At 69.4% G+C, this 12641-nt stretch carries 15 protein-coding genes; 1 reads left to right on the top strand and 14 read right to left on the bottom strand.

The window, feature by feature from the left end:
• Positions 1–16 precede the first annotated feature (16 nt).
• From J7E45_RS07455 to J7E45_RS07470, 4 genes are all read right to left on the bottom strand, one after another.
• The gene (locus tag J7E45_RS07455) at positions 17–796 is read right to left on the bottom strand and encodes a MerR family transcriptional regulator (protein ID WP_215068218.1); all 780 of its coding nucleotides are present in this window, start codon (positions 794–796) and stop codon (positions 17–19) included.
• 249 nt (positions 797–1045) lie between these two features.
• Complete coding sequence (locus J7E45_RS07460) at positions 1046–2005, bottom strand: nucleoside hydrolase (RefSeq protein WP_215068220.1); 960 nt, start codon at positions 2003–2005, stop codon at positions 1046–1048.
• A gap of 21 nt (positions 2006–2026) precedes the next feature.
• Positions 2027–2317 carry a hypothetical protein gene (locus J7E45_RS07465; RefSeq protein WP_215068222.1) on the bottom strand — a complete coding sequence of 97 codons (291 nt, stop codon included), beginning with the start codon at positions 2315–2317 and terminating at the stop codon, positions 2027–2029.
• Between the two features lie 7 nt (positions 2318–2324).
• Complete coding sequence (locus J7E45_RS07470) at positions 2325–3644, bottom strand: MFS transporter (RefSeq protein ID WP_215068224.1); 1320 nt, start codon at positions 3642–3644, stop codon at positions 2325–2327.
• A gap of 94 nt (positions 3645–3738) precedes the next feature.
• On the opposite strand from J7E45_RS07470, the gene J7E45_RS07475 reads away from it, so the two are divergent.
• A complete protein-coding gene (locus J7E45_RS07475; protein ID WP_215068226.1) occupies positions 3739–4152 on the top strand; it encodes a hypothetical protein in 414 nt (137 codons plus the stop codon).
• A gap of 13 nt (positions 4153–4165) precedes the next feature.
• On the opposite strand, the gene J7E45_RS07480 is transcribed toward J7E45_RS07475, so the two are convergent.
• The 10 genes from J7E45_RS07480 to J7E45_RS07525 are packed head-to-tail and all read right to left on the bottom strand — an operon-like array spanning position 4166 to position 12474.
• Complete coding sequence (locus J7E45_RS07480; protein WP_215068228.1) at positions 4166–5152, bottom strand: nucleoside hydrolase; 987 nt, start codon at positions 5150–5152, stop codon at positions 4166–4168.
• Between the two features lie 21 nt (positions 5153–5173).
• Positions 5174–5851, bottom strand: coding sequence for a substrate-binding domain-containing protein (locus J7E45_RS07485; RefSeq protein WP_215068230.1), 678 nt, complete (start codon positions 5849–5851; stop codon positions 5174–5176).
• Positions 5848–6486: a class II aldolase/adducin family protein gene (locus J7E45_RS07490; protein ID WP_215068232.1), complete on the bottom strand. Its 639-nt coding sequence runs from the start codon at positions 6484–6486 to the stop codon at positions 5848–5850. Before J7E45_RS07490 ends, J7E45_RS07485 begins: the two co-directional genes overlap by 4 nt.
• Positions 6483–7709, bottom strand: a complete 1227-nt coding sequence (otnK, locus tag J7E45_RS07495) for a 3-oxo-tetronate kinase (RefSeq protein WP_215068234.1) — start codon at positions 7707–7709, stop codon at positions 6483–6485. Before otnK ends, J7E45_RS07490 begins: the two co-directional genes overlap by 4 nt.
• Positions 7706–8374, bottom strand: a complete 669-nt coding sequence (locus J7E45_RS07500) for a hypothetical protein (protein WP_215068236.1) — start codon at positions 8372–8374, stop codon at positions 7706–7708. Before J7E45_RS07500 ends, otnK begins: the two co-directional genes overlap by 4 nt.
• Complete coding sequence (locus tag J7E45_RS07505; RefSeq protein WP_215068238.1) at positions 8371–9177, bottom strand: hydroxypyruvate isomerase family protein; 807 nt, start codon at positions 9175–9177, stop codon at positions 8371–8373. Before J7E45_RS07505 ends, J7E45_RS07500 begins: the two co-directional genes overlap by 4 nt.
• The gene (locus J7E45_RS07510; RefSeq protein ID WP_215068241.1) at positions 9174–10163 is read right to left on the bottom strand and encodes a phosphoglycerate dehydrogenase; all 990 of its coding nucleotides are present in this window, start codon (positions 10161–10163) and stop codon (positions 9174–9176) included. The genes J7E45_RS07505 and J7E45_RS07510 overlap by 4 nt, the downstream gene beginning before the upstream one ends.
• On the bottom strand, positions 10160–10945 hold the full coding sequence (locus tag J7E45_RS07515; RefSeq protein WP_215068243.1) for an NAD(P)-dependent oxidoreductase: 786 nt from the start codon (positions 10943–10945) through the stop codon (positions 10160–10162). The genes J7E45_RS07510 and J7E45_RS07515 overlap by 4 nt, the downstream gene beginning before the upstream one ends.
• Before the next feature lie 27 nt (positions 10946–10972).
• Positions 10973–11767: an MBL fold metallo-hydrolase gene (locus J7E45_RS07520; protein ID WP_251053507.1), complete on the bottom strand. Its 795-nt coding sequence runs from the start codon at positions 11765–11767 to the stop codon at positions 10973–10975.
• A 44-nt stretch (positions 11768–11811) separates the two neighbouring features.
• Positions 11812–12474 (bottom strand): GntR family transcriptional regulator, encoded by a 663-nt coding sequence (locus J7E45_RS07525; RefSeq protein WP_308162074.1) that lies wholly within the window; start codon positions 12472–12474, stop codon positions 11812–11814.
• Positions 12475–12641: the final 167 nt, after the last annotated feature.

The following is a 12641-nucleotide window of genomic DNA, read 5'->3' on the forward strand; positions in this document are numbered from 1 at the left end:
ATCCGGAAAGATGCGTCTACAGGTTGCCCTCCGCATAGATGCGGAGCGCGTCGCGGACGAACTCCGCGCCGTGGGTGCCGCCGGACGACGTCGCGTAATTCGCGCCGAAGCGTGGATCCGCGACGTACATCTCGCCGAGCCCGATCACGTACGCCTTGACGTCGCCGCCGGGGACGGCCGCGGGCGTACCCGGGATGCCCGTGAGCCACTCCACGTGGCGTCGCGCGACATCCTGAGCCTCGGCGGATGCCGGGTCGATGCCGCTCTCTGCCGCAGCGATCCAGTCGCGTCCGAGGTCGGACACGCGCTGCTGCCAGTCGGCGCGCTCGGCATCCGTCATCCCGCGCCACCAGCGGTCGCTGTCGGCGTAGGCCTTCTTACCCCAACGATCCTCGACCTCCTCCTTGTACTGGGTGTGGTCGAAGCCGTCGAACATGTTCTCTGCCATGAGGTTCTCACCTCCTCTCAATGCTGTGATGGTCGATTCGACCGACGCGATCTGCCGCGCCAGCCGGGCCTGCTCCTCGCGCAGCAGCGCGAGATGGGTCTCGAGGGCGGATGCTTCGCCGCGCTCGCGTTCGAGCACCTCCGCGATCTGCGGCAGCCCGAGTCCGAGCTCTCGCAGCAGGAGGATGCGCTGCAGCCGCACGAGCGCCCCTGCGTCGTAGTGCCGGTAGCCGTTGGGCGCGATGCGCGAAGGCGGCAGCAGTCCGATGTCGTCGTAGTGCCGCAGCGCGCGACTCGTGGTTCCCGCCAGCCGCGCGATCTCCTGGATGGACCAGTCGTCCCGTTCCATGTCGCCTCCTTCCGTTCGATATCTCGACTCTAGAAGTTGACGTTGCGTCAAGGTCAAGCAATCCGCCACTCCTTCCCGAGTGCACGGCTTACCGACGACTGCACGGGCTGTCGACGCGGCCAGGCCATGCATTCGACAGCTTCCCGTGCACTCGACCTGGAGAAACGACCGCGGCGCGTGGGGCACTGACTCAACGCACGAACGGCCTCACCCTCGAATCCGAGGGTGAGGCCGTTTCGCGAACAAGGGTCAGTCGACAGCGGTTCCGAACGCGGTCACCGAGGCCGTCAGCGCGTCGGCGACCGCCTGCGCGTCGATGTCGAAGAGCACGTCGACGTTCGGCACTCCCTGCCACCGGTCGATCATCTGCACGACCGTCTGTCCGCGGGTGTGCGTGCCGTTCAGCTCCACGTCGACGCGCAGCCGCCGCACGGTGAACCACTCGGGGTTGAGCGCATAGGCGACGCAGGGCACGTCGTTGAGGTGCATGCCCTCGGTCTTCCACTCCGGCATGTCGTCGCGGTCGTCCTGACGGTCGGGGTAGCCGATCATCTCGCAGAGCGCCACGCCCATCGGCGAGCGCGACTCCCAGAGGGTGCGGATGTGGTCCGGCGAGAGCGAGAAGCTGCGGGACACATCCAGACCGACCTGCGTGAGCGGAGCGCCGGACTGGATGACGATCTCGGCCGCCTCGGGGTCGTTGTAGATGTTCGCACTCGCGACCGGGGTCACGTTGCCCCAGGTGAGGGCCGCCCCACCCATGTAGATGATGCGGCGCACCGAGCGCGCGAACTCCGGCTCGAGTTTGATCGCCAGCGCGACGTTCGTCAGCGGCGCGAGCGCCATGATGGTCACCTCGCCCGGCGCCGCCATGACCGTCTCGATCATGCGGCGCACGGCATCGGATTCGACGTCGGCATCGGGATCCGGGTCCGGGTACTCCCAGTAGCCCACACCGCCGGGACGGTGGATGTGCTCCGCGAAGTTCGGCTCACCGACCAACGGCCGACTCGCACCCTTCCAGATGGGCAGGTCGGGACGACCGGCGAGCGCCGCGATCTTGCGGGCGTTCGCCGTGGCGGTGTCGACATCGACGTTGCCGAACACCGTGGTCAGCGCCTCGATCTGGAAGGCGTCCGAGGCGAGCGCCCAGAACAGCGCTCCGGCGTCGTCGATCCCGGGGTCGGTGTCAATGATCAGTCGTTCCATATCCATGCTTTCTGTCATGTCCTAGCGGCTCACAGGCCGTTCGGACGCTTCACTGAGCCCCTCCGCGACCACCGGCTCCGCCGGTGCAGCACGGGCGGAACGCATGTAGACGAACAGGTACCAGCAGTTGATCGCGATCAGGGTGATGTTGAGCGCGACCATGGGCGCGCTGCCGAGCATCAGGTTGTAGGCCATGAGCATCGCCGATGCTCCGAGGTTCAGCCACCGGAGGCGAGAGATCGTCGGCTGGAGGATCGAGATGATCAGGAGAGCACTGCCGGCCCAGCCGACGATCTCACGCCAGATATCCATCAGACGATCACTTGCCCACGAAGAGGCCGTTGCGGTTCTTGGCGAGGACGTAGAGCACGACGCTGATCGCACACAGAGTGGCGATATAGATCGGGAAGATCCACATCATCCCCTGGCTCTGCAGCCAGAGCAGCAGGTACGACGCGGTGCCGCCGAAGATGGCCACGCCGAGACCGTATCCGAGTCCGAGACCGGTGCCGCGGATGTGCTGCGGCAGGAGCGAGTTGGACACGACGACGAAGATGGTCATGTTGAGCAGCAGCACGATGGCGCCACCGAACATCACGCCGGCGAGCGTTCCGACCCCGGGCTGCGAGTACAGCAGCGCCAGGAAGATGGTCGGGATCGCCAGCAGACGGGCGACGACGAACCACCGCGACATCGGGAAGCGGTCGAGGATGCGGCTCAGGCCGTAGGCGCCGAGGGTGAGGAAGACGCCCATGCCGGTCGTGATGGCGAACACCGCGGTGGGGTCCTCTCCGAACGTGCCGTTCGCGAGGTTCGGCAGACCGGCGATCCAGGTGTAGTTGTACGCCTGGATGGCGCCCACGATGAACACCGTGGCGAGCACGCTCAGCCAGTACTTGCGCACATCGCGCCACACGGAGTTGTTCTTCGTGGGGATGGCGCCGACCGTGCGGATGGCCGCGGTGTCGAGCGTCTCCGGCAGCGTGCGGCGCAGCCACAGGACGATGAGACCGAACGCTCCGCCCACGAGGAACGGGATGCGCCATCCGTAGGCCGCCAGGGCTTCCGGTCCCAGCAGCAGGCTGATGAAGAAGATCGACAGCGGTGCGAGCAGGTTGCCCAGGTTGTTGAAGAAGGCGAAGAACCCGGCGACGTAACCGGGACGGTTGGGCACCAGCTCGAGGGCGTATGCCGTTCCGAGCGGTGCCTCGACACCGGCGGAGAGGCCCTGGAGGAGGCGTGCGGCGACGACGATGATCGGCGCGAGAACGCCGATGGTCTGGAAGTCGGGGAGGATGCCGATGATGAAGCTGCCCAGTGCGACGGCGCCGACGGCGAAGATCATGATCTTCCGGCGCCCGTACCGGTCGGCGACGAAACCGAAGACGACGCCACCGAGGGGGCGGGCGACGAAGCCGACCGCGAAGACCGCGAGCGCGTTCAGGGTCGAGGCGAGCGGGCTGTCGGAGGGGAAGAACGCCGCACCGAGGTAGACCGACAGGAGCCCGAAGATCGCCCAGTCGTACCACTCGAGCGCGTGGCCCCAGCTGAGCGCCCGGAGGTTGCGGCGCTCTGTCTTGCTGGCCTTGCTCGTCAGCTGCTGCGGCGCCGTGGCTGCCACTACTTCTTCAGTGCTCATGGAGCTCCTTTGCTCTGCCCTCGGGAGGGAGGGGATCGTCCCGTTGACGACTATAGTATAGCAAGAATCGCCTTCGCGACAGAAAGAGTGCATCGTGACTTCACCGCTGAACGACACCGACCGCCGCCTCGTCGAGGCCGCCTCCGAACTGCTCCTCCGCACGCACGACGCCGACCTGCACCGCGTCGCGGCTGCCGCCCGCGGAGCGTCGGGACAGATCTATCTCGGCCTCAGCCTGCGCTCCCCGCGAGTGAGCGTCTGCGCCGAGAGCACGGCCCTCGCGAACGCCAGGATCGGCGGCGAGCAGGACATCGAGGCCATGGTCGCGGTGGGGCTGCGGGAAGACGGAACCACGGTCATCCTCAACCCCTGCGGCGTGTGCCGTGAGCTCGTGCCCGCCGTCGCCCCGGGCATCCGCACACTCGCCGACGACGGCGGCCACCCGGTGTGGGTGACCGCCGCCGATCTGCTGCCGATGCCGTGGGTGCGCGCGCGCTCCTACGACTGAATCGCCGCGGGGCTCAGCGCCAGGGAAGCGGGCGCCGCAGCACCTCGCCGATCCGCTCGAGCACGCCGTCGAAGTCCATGTCGAAGACGACACGATGGATCGGCCGCGTCTCGTCCTTCACCGGGTGCACCCCGGCGAGGTAGCGGTCGCCGGTCTCCTGGTCGAGGAACGTCTCCAGCGGACGCATGACCGCACCGGTCACGAGCTCGGAGTACAGCAGGCTCGCCACCGCCATGCTGTCGTTGATACCCATGACCCGGCGTCCTTCCGGCTGCGGGTACGAGCGCGAGTAGAAGCCGGCATAGTCCCGACTGATCGCGGTGATCAGCTGTGCGGGCGCGAAGCCCGTCGACGAGGCGATGTCGAGGAAGAAGTCCTCGGGCACGAGGGCCTGACGGGTGACATACGGTCCGCACCAGGTCACGTCGCCCGCGTGGGCTGCCACGATGCGCGCCGCGTCGATGTCGAACGACACGTTGGGGTCGCGCGAGACCCGGAACCGGCGGTCCTCCCACGGTGCGGTGTCGTGATAGAGCGCCGGCCCGAGCGTCCCCACGATGGTGGTCGAGCGGAGTCGCTGCAGCAGGTCCGGCCGCCTCTCGATGGCGGCGGCGAGGTTCGTCTGCGGGCCGAGCGCGAGATAGTCGATCTCGCCCTCATGCCGATCGACCAGGTCGAGCACGACGTCGACGCCGACCGGCTCGGGATCCACAGACTGCGCCGGACGAAGCCCGGTGTTACCGAAGCCGTCCTCGCCGTGGATGCCGGGGTTCATCCGCAGCTCCTGGATGAGCGGCACGTCCGCGCCGCGGTACACGGGCACATCCGTGCGTCCGCAGGTGTCCAGCACGTAGCGGGCGTTGTCGGCGGCGCGCTCGCCGGTGGTGTTCCCGAAGACGCTGACCACCGCCAGGATCTCGACCTCGGGATCGGCGGCCAGCAGCATCAGCGCCAGCGCGTCATCCACGCCGGTGTCGGTGTCGACGATGACTTTTCTCATGAATGCTCTCCAGGTAGGGGGTCAGGGACGCGACAGCCCGAACGCGGCGAACGCGTCCTGCGTCGGCTTCTCGGTCAGGAGGGTGACGAAGCGTGCCGCGTCATCCCCGGCGCCGGGGCGCGCTCCGATCGCGAACCGTCCATAGGACTGCAGTTCGTGCGGGATCGGTTCGACGATCTGCGGGCCGACGACCGAACGCAGCTCGCTGACCTGCTGGACCGCGACATCCGCCCGGCCGTCGAGCAGCGCTTCCACGGTGAGACCCGACTCGCAGCGAACGGCACGCTCGTCGATGCGCTCGAGAAGACCGCGCTCCCGTAGCACCTTCATGAAGTGCACTCCGCTCGCCCCGCTCAGCGTGTACGCGACCGCACGGGCGGCGAGCAGATAGTCGAGGAAGGCCGCCGCCGAGTCATCGGCCGGCACGGGCGCCCCCTCGAGCCGCGCGAAGCCCACGGCCGAGACCGCGATCTCGGCGACCTGGGCCGGGTCCACCAGCCCCTGTTCGGCGAGGTCGGTCACCGACGACGAGACCCCGAGCACCAGGTCGGGGCGCTCCCCCGCGGCGATGCGCTCGAGGAGCACGGTCGTGGGCTCGAACGTCGCGTCGACGCGGACACCCGTGGCGCTCTCGAACGCCGGGATGATCTGCTCGACGAGGGGCTTCTTGACGACGAGGCCGCTGTACAGGGTGATCATGAGGGAGACCTTTCGGAGGGCGCCGCGAACGCGTGCAGCTGCGCAGGGGTGAGCGGGGCTGTGGCCAGGCCGCGGGTGACGAAGAACAGCTGCGCGGTGTGCTCGAGCTCTTCCAGGGCGTCGACCGCCGAATCCAGGTCGGCGCCGGCGACGACGGGTCCGTGATTGCGCAGCAGCAGAGCGTGAGTGACACGCGCCGCCTCTTCCACGGCGCTGGTCGCGGCAGGGTCGCCCGGGGCGAAGTAGGGAAGCATCCGCAGCGCTCCCACGCGCATGCCGTAGTACGCGGTGAGGGGCGGGATCGGAGCATCCGCGTCGATGTCGGCCAGGCACGACACGGCGGCCGCGTAGACCGAGTGGGTATGCACGACCGCGTTCAGGTCCGAACGCACCCGCAGCATCGCGACGTGCAGGAACGCCTCCTTCGTCGGCTTCGGACCCTCGATGTGCGTGCCGTCGAGAGCGACCACCGACAGCTCGTCCGCCTCGATGTCGGCGAGGCTGACACCCGTCGGGGTGAGCAGAACGTGATCGCCGTCCCGTACCGCGAGGTTCCCGGTGCGGCCATGGGTGAGGCCACGGCGATGGATGGAGTGCGCGACACGCTCGATCGCGCGGCGAGCGGCGGCGCTCATGCGGCGACCCCCTGCCGAGCGACATCCACGAACAGATCCTCATCGCCGAAGTTCCCCGATTTGAGGATCAGATGCACGTCACGCCGCTCGTCGTGGATCCACGGCGCACCCGGCGCGACCTCCTCCCCCACGACGGCGACGGTGGTACCGAGCGCGCGGATGACCTCACCCGATGTCTCGCCACCGGCGATGAGCAGCCGTTTCACCCCGCGATCCGACAGCTGGGCGGCGATGAGACCCGCCGTCCGCTCATACAGTTCGCCGGCACCGGGAACATCGTCGCGACGCTCCGAGGCGGGACTGGAGGAGTAGAGGAGAGCGGCGGCATCGTCGGGCTGGCGGTCCCACCACTCCACGGCGCGTGCGGCGAGCTGCTCGGCGGTGTCGCCGGGTTCGGCCGCGATGCGGAAGGCGGGGCTTCCGGAGGAGACGAAGCGGTCGATCTGCTCGAGGGTGCGCCGCGAGCAGCTGCCCGCGATGATCGCGGTGCGCCCCGGAGGCGGCACGGGGGCTGCGGTGCCACTCGCCGTCTCCCGCAGCGCGATCGCTCCGACCAGTCCGGCGGATCCGGCGACGAGCGCCTCGCCGTCGACGGCCTCGGCAAGGATGGCGAGGTCGGCATCGGTGACGGCATCCGCCACGACCTGGAGGGCGCCCTCTGCGCGGGCGCGGCGAAGGGACTCGCGGACCGCGTCAGCGCCCCGCTGCACCACCTCGAGGGGCAGCGTCGCGACCGGCTCCGCGCTCTGCGCCGCGAGCAGCCGCAGCACCGACGAGTCGCGCATGGGCGTCACCGGGTGGTCGCGCATGTGGGTCTCCGCGAGCAGGGTGTCGCCGACGAAGAGGTGCCCGCGGTACACGGTGCGCCCGTGCAGCGGCGCGGCAGGAGTCGTCACGACCAGGTCGACACCGAGCTCGCGGGCGACCGCCTCGGTGACCGGTCCGATGTTCCCCTCGGCGGTGGAGTCGAAGGTCGAGCAGTACTTGACGTAGATGCGGTCGGCTCCGCGCTGTCGCAGCACCGCGAGCGCGGCGAGGCTCTGTGCGACGGCCTCTGCGGCGGGAAGGGAGCGCGTCTTCAGGCCGATGACGATGGCGTCGGCCGAGACCGCGGTGTCGTCGATGTCGGTGCCGAGCGCGAGGAGGGTGCGCAGACCCGCACGTCGCAGCGCCGCGGCGACATCCGTGGCCCCGGTCACGTCGTCGGCGATGACGCCGATCATCGGGGCCCCTCCTGCAGCGCCGCGGTCAGCCGGCGTGCAGCAGCGGCGGGGCCGTCGAGGACGGTCACGCCGAAGCGGTCCGCGAGAGACGCAGCGGCGGCGGCGAGCGAATACTGCGCGAGCACGATCAGGTCGTAGGGCTCGTCGACGTCGGCGATCGCGGTGGCGAGGGCATCGATCAGGTCCGGCGCAGCCAGCGGCACAGCCGCGGCCGGGACCACGAGCGGGTGCACGTGCGCCGATGATCCGCCCGCGACGAAGGCGTCGGTCAGCCGCGCCGTGCTGTCGCTCGCGGACGACTCGAGCGACGCGACCAGCAGCACCCGCGCGGGGGCGGCCGCGACGGCCTCGGCGAACAGCGGACCGTCTGCCGACAGCACGGTGACGCCGTCGGCCTCACGATCACGCCGGTCGGCGCGGATCCCGAACTGCGAGCAGGTGAGCAGCACGCCGTCCGCTCCGCCCGCCAGAGCGAGCTCGATGAGGCTGTCCATGCGAGCGGCCAGCGGCGCGGTGATTCCCCCCTCGACGTGCGCGTCGGCGAGCAGACGATCGTCGAGCAGGTTCCACACGGTCGCCGTGGGAAGGGCAGCCGTGATGGCCGTCGCGGCCGGGGCGATCGCCAGTGGGGTGGCGCTGATGAGCGCGATCTTCGGGTCGGTCATCGGATGGTCCTCTCGATCCAGGAGAGTCCGTCGCGGGTGCCCGCGACGGGGGCGTACTCGCAGCCGATCCACCCGGGATAGCCGCTCTGCGCGATGCGGGCGAGCACGCGCTCGTAGGCGATCTCGCCCGTGCCGGGTTCGCCGCGGCCGGGGTTGTCGGCAATCTGCACGTGCGCGACCACGGGACGCAGCTGCTCGAACCGTTCGATGAGGTTCCCGCGGTCGACCTGCGCATGGTAGACGTCGAACAGGACGCCGACGACCTCGGGGTCGACCTCCTGAGCGACCGCCGCCGCGGTCTCCATCGAGGCCAGGCCGTAGCCGGGCTGATCGCGCTTGTTGATGGCCTCCAGCGCCAGGCGCACACCCGTCCCGCGCGCCTGTTCGGCGGCCCAGGAGATGTTCGACACGTACGTCGCGAAGGCCGAGTCGGCGTCGGCATCCGCCGGCTTGATGCCGGCCATCGCGTGCACGACGCCGGCGCCCAGGACGTCCGCGTACTCCAGCGCGCGCAGCACGCCTTCGCGGAACTCCTGCTCCGCTCCGGGCACGTACGCCGCGCCCGAGGCGGTGGGCGAGCCCGCTGCACCGGCGGGGGTGTTGATGAGGATCTGCGTCAGGCCCGCATCGTCCAGCAGACGCCGCACCTCGGCCGGCGCGAGGTCGTACGGCGACGCGAACTCCACCGCCGTGAACCCGGCCTCGGCCGCCGCGTCGAACCGCTCGACGAACGGCACCTCGGTGAACATCCACTTCAGGTTGGCCGCGAGGCGCACCGGCCCCGACATGGTCTCGACGATCATGCCGACACCGCGTCGTAGTCGGAGTTGACCACGAACTCCGGGGCCGCGCCGCCGAGAGCTGCGATGACGTTGCGGGCCGCCATCCGGCCCGATTCGCCGCGTGCCTCGCGGGTCGCGCCGGCGACGTGCGTCGTGGCGAGGATGCCGGGGGTGTGCAGGAGCGGGCTCGATGCGCTCAGGGGCTCGTCCGCGAAGACGTCGAGCGCGGCGGCGCCGAGGCGCCCCTCTCGCACGGCGTCCACCAGCGCGTCCTCATCGACGATCCCCCCGCGGGCGGTGTTGATGAGCACCGCATCGCTCTTCATCATCGCCAACCGGGAGGCGTCGATGAGGTTCCGCGTGGACTCGTCGAGGAAGAGGTGCAGCGTCACGAAGTCGGCCTCGCGCAGCAGATCGTCCAGATCGAGGCGACGGATGCCGTGGGCCGCGGCGAAGTCCTCGTCGAAGTACGGGTCGTACGCGACGATGTGCATTCCGAAGCCCGCGGCGATCGTCGCCACCGCCTTGCCGATCGAGCCCAGGCCGAGGATCCCGAGGGTCGACCCCTGCAGCTCCCGCCCGGTGGGTTGCTGCCACGTGCCCGCGGCGAGGTTGCTCACGTTCTCGGGGATGCGGCGAGCGCAGGCCAGCGCCAGCGCGAAGACGTGCTCGGCGACGGCCTGTCGGTTGGCGCCGGGGGTGACGCACACGGGCACCTGACGCGCGGTCGCGGCGTTCACGTCGACACTGTCGTACCCGACACCGGTGCGCACGACGATCTGCAGCGCGGGGGCGAGCGCGAACTCCTGCTCACCCAGCGGCCGTGTACCGGCGATGATGGCGCGTGCTCCGGCGAGCGCAGCGGCCCGGTCGTCGGCGTCCAGCAGGGCCAGCTCGGGCTCGTGCCGCGTCGTGAGGCCGGCCTCGCGCAGCATCCGATCGACCTCGTCGCCGGGTTCGAGGAAAGCCGTGGTGATCAGCACGTCGTGGGAATCGGTCGTTGTCACCAGATCCCTCCTTCGTAGTCGGGGGCGGCGAATGCGCCGCCGTGCAGGGTGGGTGCGGGGGCGCTGAAGTCCACCGCATCGGTGTGGTCGGCCGCGTCGTCGCGGGGCACGTAGCCGATGGCCGCCCAGCCCGCGTCGCCGTTCCACCAGCGTTCGGTGTTCGCCGAGCAGCCGTAGACGACCTGGCAGCCCACGGGAGCGCTCTCGATCGCGCAGCGGAACAGTTCGACGCCGTCGCGCCAACTGAGCCAGAGGCCGAGCTGGCGTCTGTCCTCTGGCGCCGGGCGGAAGGTGCCGATGCGCACGAGCACCGATTCGATCCCCCACTTGTCGTGGTAGAGGCTGGCGAGGGCTTCGCCGAACGCCTTCGACACCCCGTAGAAGGTGTCGGGGCGCAGCGGCGCACTCTCGTCCAGGACCTCGCTGGCCGGGTGGAAGCCGACGATGTGGTTGGAGCTGGCATAGACGACGCGGCGCACACCGGCCCGTCGCGCCGCTTCGTATACGTGGTAGGTCCCGTCGATGTTCACCGTGCGGATGCTGTCGTACGAGGCCTCATCGGCGATGCCGCCGAGGTGCACGATGACGTCGACGCCTTCGGCCGCCGCGGTGAGGGCGTCGAGGTCGCCGAGGTCGCCGATCACGATCTGCTCGCCGGGGAACAGGGGCTCGTCGGCGTCGGAGCGCGCGAACAGCACGACGCGGTCGTAACGGGAGGCGAGTCCTTCGCGGATCACCCGGCCCATCCGTCCGGTCCCGCCGGTGTACAGCACTGTCGTCATCGTCATCCTCTCCGGCAGCATCGGCGCTCAGCCGATGCTGCGGTCCTCTTCACCCGTCGATGCGTCGGCGAAGAACCCGATCTCCGCCCGCTGCGGATGCCGGCGCAGCGCGGTGCGTCCGTCCCAGTGCAGTTCCACATCGTGTCCGGGCACGAGCGTCGCCCCGGTATCGGTCAGCAGCGAGCGCATCGCGGCGATCGTCACGGCACTGGCCTCGGCGTCCAGCGTGGAATCGACCCGCCCCGAGGCGAGTTCGTACACGTTCTTCACGGCGTCGCCCGCGAACACACGCTTCTCCTCGGCACGGTCGAGGTAGAAGGCGAGGTGGTGCGGGGTGTGACCCGCGCTGTCGATGGCGTGGATGCCGGGAAGCACCTCTTGCCCTGCGGTCATGCGCTCGACACGGTCGGTGCGACGGAGGAGCTCCTGCACGTGCAGGTCGGGGATGAACGGCGTGCCGGCGGGCTGATCCGCCGCCCAGCGCAGCTCCTTCTCGCTGACCCAGGTGGTCGCGTTGGCGAACATCGGGAAGTTCGAGACGTGATCCCAGTGCATGTGGGTCAGCAGCACGTCGGTCACGTCATCCGTCGTCAGCCCGAGGCGTGCGAGGCCGGTGTGGATGAGGGGGATGTACGCGGGCTGGCCGGCGTCGATGAGCACGCGGCGTACGCCGTCGTCGAGGAGCCACAGACTGCTCCAGCCGAAGGCCCCGTGCGAGCTGGATTTTCCGGGGAAGCCCTCGACGAGTGGACGCGCGACGTATCCCGACGATCCCGGTGATCCGGTCGTCGGCGTCGACATGGGTCCCTCGTTCTGCGCCATCACAAAAATAGTATAGCGCAGAAACGGGTGAACCGACAGGCCGATCAGCCCTCGAGAAGCCTCTCGGTCGCACCGATGATGTGGTGGCGCATCGCCTCGGCCGCGCCGTCCGCGTCGCCGGCCTTGATCGCCTCGTAGACCGCGTCATGCTCCGGCGCCGCACTGACGGCCCCCGTGCGTCCGAACTTCGAGAACAGCCGGAACCGCTGGATCTGCCCACCGAGCGCGGCGTACGACAACTCCAGGAAGGCATTGCCGGACTGCGCCGCGATCATCATGTGGAATCGGGCGTCACTGCGCCAGTAGAGGTCGAAGCCCTCGGTCTCGGTGTCGGCGACATCGGCCGAGCGGCGGAAGTCCTCGACAGCCTCACGCAGCCCCTCCAGGAACTCGGGCGTCGTGCGCAGCGCGGCCTCGTACGCGAGACGGGGCTCCAGCAGCACGCGAGCCTCCCCCAGCTGCTCCACCTCTTCGCGCGTCATGACCGGGGCCACCTGGTAGCCGCGCAACGCCTCGCGCTGGACGAGTCCGGTGTGCTCCAGGCGCGCGAGCGCCTCACGCAGGGGGGTCTGGCTGACGTCCAGTTCACGCGAGAGGGCGCCGATGTTCAGGCTCTGCCCTGCTGCCCGCTCTCCCGACATGAACTGATGCAGCAGCACCTCGTACATTCGGTCGGCGATGGGCTGCTTCGTCGATCGCCCGGCCACGTCTTCTCCCCTCGAAGTCCTTCCGTCGAAGACTACCGGTCGACTTCACGGGGCCCGGACGGACGCGCGGCCCCCGCGGCGACCGGTCAGTGCCCGGAGGGGTTGACACCATCGAGATATATCGTGTTACGCTGGTCACACACGATATATCGTGACCCTACACACAG

Origin of the sequence: Microbacterium sp. ISL-59 (assembly GCF_018613945.1) — a bacterium.
GTDB classification, from domain to species: Bacteria; Actinomycetota; Actinomycetes; order Actinomycetales; family Microbacteriaceae; genus Microbacterium; species Microbacterium oxydans_B.

Bases quoted from the DNA above. Each gene is read 5' to 3' on its own strand.
- J7E45_RS07455 (WP_215068218.1), bottom strand. From the start codon at position 796: ATGGAACGGGACGACTGGTCCATCCAGGAGATCGCGCGGCTGGCGGGA.
- J7E45_RS07460 (WP_215068220.1), bottom strand. From the start codon at position 2,005: ATGGAACGACTGATCATTGACACCGACCCCGGGATCGACGACGCCGGA.
- J7E45_RS07465 (WP_215068222.1), bottom strand. From the start codon at position 2,317: ATGGATATCTGGCGTGAGATCGTCGGCTGGGCCGGCAGTGCTCTCCTG.
- J7E45_RS07470 (WP_215068224.1), bottom strand. From the start codon at position 3,644: ATGAGCACTGAAGAAGTAGTGGCAGCCACGGCGCCGCAGCAGCTGACG.
- J7E45_RS07480 (WP_215068228.1), bottom strand. From the start codon at position 5,152: ATGAGAAAAGTCATCGTCGACACCGACACCGGCGTGGATGACGCGCTG.
- J7E45_RS07485 (WP_215068230.1), bottom strand. From the start codon at position 5,851: ATGATCACCCTGTACAGCGGCCTCGTCGTCAAGAAGCCCCTCGTCGAG.
- J7E45_RS07490 (WP_215068232.1), bottom strand. From the start codon at position 6,486: ATGAGCGCCGCCGCTCGCCGCGCGATCGAGCGTGTCGCGCACTCCATC.
- otnK (WP_215068234.1), bottom strand. From the start codon at position 7,709: ATGATCGGCGTCATCGCCGACGACGTGACCGGGGCCACGGATGTCGCC.
- J7E45_RS07500 (WP_215068236.1), bottom strand. From the start codon at position 8,374: ATGACCGACCCGAAGATCGCGCTCATCAGCGCCACCCCACTGGCGATC.
- J7E45_RS07505 (WP_215068238.1), bottom strand. From the start codon at position 9,177: ATGATCGTCGAGACCATGTCGGGGCCGGTGCGCCTCGCGGCCAACCTG.
- J7E45_RS07515 (WP_215068243.1), bottom strand. From the start codon at position 10,945: ATGACGACAGTGCTGTACACCGGCGGGACCGGACGGATGGGCCGGGTG.
- J7E45_RS07520 (WP_251053507.1), bottom strand. From the start codon at position 11,767: ATGGCGCAGAACGAGGGACCCATGTCGACGCCGACGACCGGATCACCG.